The sequence below is a fragment of the Psychrobacter sp. genome, from assembly GCF_035469765.1.
Classification (GTDB): domain Bacteria; phylum Pseudomonadota; class Gammaproteobacteria; order Pseudomonadales; family Moraxellaceae; genus Psychrobacter.
Window position 1 is genome coordinate 1 of sequence record NZ_DATIRM010000188.1, and the last position, 2,185, is coordinate 2,185.

The window sequence follows — 2,185 nt, forward strand, 5'->3', positions numbered from 1 at the left end:
GACTTTTCTCGAAAGTCATTGAATAGTGCTTCTGAGGCCTCAAGCTTTTGTTTCAGCAAAGGTATTTGCGTTTCCATAAAGGTAAGGGTTTTAGTCGTTTCCTCAGAACCGCGCAACGTATTTTGATCTATATAAGATAGAATAATTTGCTTTAGTATTAATGTTATTTGCTGTTGGTTTGAGCCAATCATTGTCAGCTGGATAATACCCGTTTTGCCATCAAGTTCCGTTACTGTCAAAGCACCATTGATAGCATCAGTAGTATTCTGTAACGACTGTTTAGAAATGTTGATAGGATGATTGTCAGCGGGTAAGTCATTAACTGTAATTTCAATAATGCCCTCTGAGCCTCTAAAGCGATGAGGCTGATTCAACTGACCCTTATAATCATCAAAGCCATTACTAAGTATAAAACCAGAACCAGATCTAACTAAAGTAAAAGATTGATTTAAATAAGCTTGTGAGACGTTGAACTGACTGATCTGCACATCGCCGTCTTCGGTCTTAAGTGCTATTCCTTCAGGTGTATTTACTTGAGTGTCAGTACGATTGTTTTTTATTTTATCTAAAGTGTTAACCGTAGGATCACTAACTCGAACACCTAAATGTAATAAATCAACCACTGGCTTTAATATCATACGCGACTGTATTAATCGTGCTTCTGTCTGAGCAGGACTGACTTTAGATGATACCAAACCTGAAATGTCTGCGCCAAGTGCCGGAACACCTTGGGATGACGAATCAATCTGTATTAGCGCATCTGATTTAAAAATAGGGCTTTCATAGCGGCTATACAGCACGCCAATGACTAAACCCAATAATGCAAAAAAAACTACGACTTTCCAGCCGCGCAAAAGCACTAGCACTAAAGCGAAAATATCAGTGTTGTTGACGTCTTTTTCAACAGCCTTTGATAAGTTATTTGAATCTGTATTCATAAATGTTCACTACTTAACTAATTTTATTAAGCCACATATCCAAACTATCAAAGATATCTTGTTTGGCAGTCTCAAAAGCTGATTCACTATGGCCATAGGGATCAGCAACATCTTTGTCGATCCAATGCCCAATTCTAAAAGTTTTGCCACGGCAATGTGGCCATTGATCTTCAATCCATTTGCTTTGACTGGTTGACATCGTCAATATCAAATCTGCTTTTACCGTTAAGGCCTCAGTGATTTGTTTCGCTACATGCTTATTCATACTGGCATTGATTGCTGCATTACTTGCAGTCATAACCTCTAAGGCTTTTGGGTCAGCAGGATTATCAACAACTGCTGACAGACCTGCAGAATCAATATGCTTTTGTGAAAATTGATCCATTAACACAGCTGCGGCTATCGGACTGCGACAAATATTGCCGACGCAAACGACTAAAATATTATCAAATGCCATAAGGAATGCCCATTAATAGAATAACTACTAGCTTACAAACTCAGTATTTATAAATTTAGCACCTATAGACTCGCAAGACTTCTGATCGCTGTACTAGAAGGCAGTAGAGCGCTGATGACGCGATTCCAACGCGTTAATCCTGTAGGATCAACATAAACGATATCATTAGGTTGCATCTCAAAGCGATTCGCTAGAGGAAAGCTAGTAATGGATTGCATATCTACATAATAGATATTGGTAGAAGGGTAGCCAGGATTATCTCGAACCACATATATTTTGGCAGCATTGGCGGTAAATGAGTTTAATCCTTGTGATTCGCCCAAAACTTGCGCTAAGCTGAGCCCTTGCTCAAGAATAGGAACGGGTTCAACTTTGCCAAACTCACCAAGCACGTAGACTTTATTGCGACTCTGACTATTGACATGAATAGAGTCGCCATCTTGCAAGTAAATCTGATTGGCTGATGATCCCATTTGTCTTAATGACTGCAGACCGATGTTATAGCTGACGCCTCTGCGGTTTAGGACGATACTGTTCGAGTCACCGGTGGCTGTTGTACCGCCTGCCATAGAGATAGCGCTATATAGTGACACTGGCGCATCGGCAATAATAAACTCACCAGACTTGCTGACTTCGCCATCAATAAAGAATTTATTACCCCGATAATCAAGGATTTTTACTTGTGGGTCTGCGTATTTAAGATAGCGTTTTAGCTGTCCGCTTAGATTGGCGGTAAACTGCGGCACACTCATGCCACTGGCTTTAATGCGTCCTATAAGCGGAAATTGGA

At 40.3% G+C, this 2,185-nt stretch carries 3 protein-coding genes; all 3 read right to left on the reverse strand.

Annotated features, from left to right (window positions below):
• On the reverse strand, nucleotides 1–938 hold a 938-nt coding region (locus tag VLN09_RS05405; protein WP_325244412.1), incomplete at its 3' end, for a Wzz/FepE/Etk N-terminal domain-containing protein.
• A 13-nt stretch (nucleotides 939–951) separates the two neighbouring features.
• A complete protein-coding gene (locus VLN09_RS05410; protein WP_325244414.1) occupies nucleotides 952–1,395 on the reverse strand; it encodes a low molecular weight protein-tyrosine-phosphatase in 444 nt (147 codons plus the stop codon).
• 62 nt (nucleotides 1,396–1,457) lie between these two features.
• The coding region (locus VLN09_RS05415) for a sugar ABC transporter substrate-binding protein (RefSeq protein ID WP_325244416.1) at nucleotides 1,458–2,185 on the reverse strand (728 nt) is incomplete at its 5' end.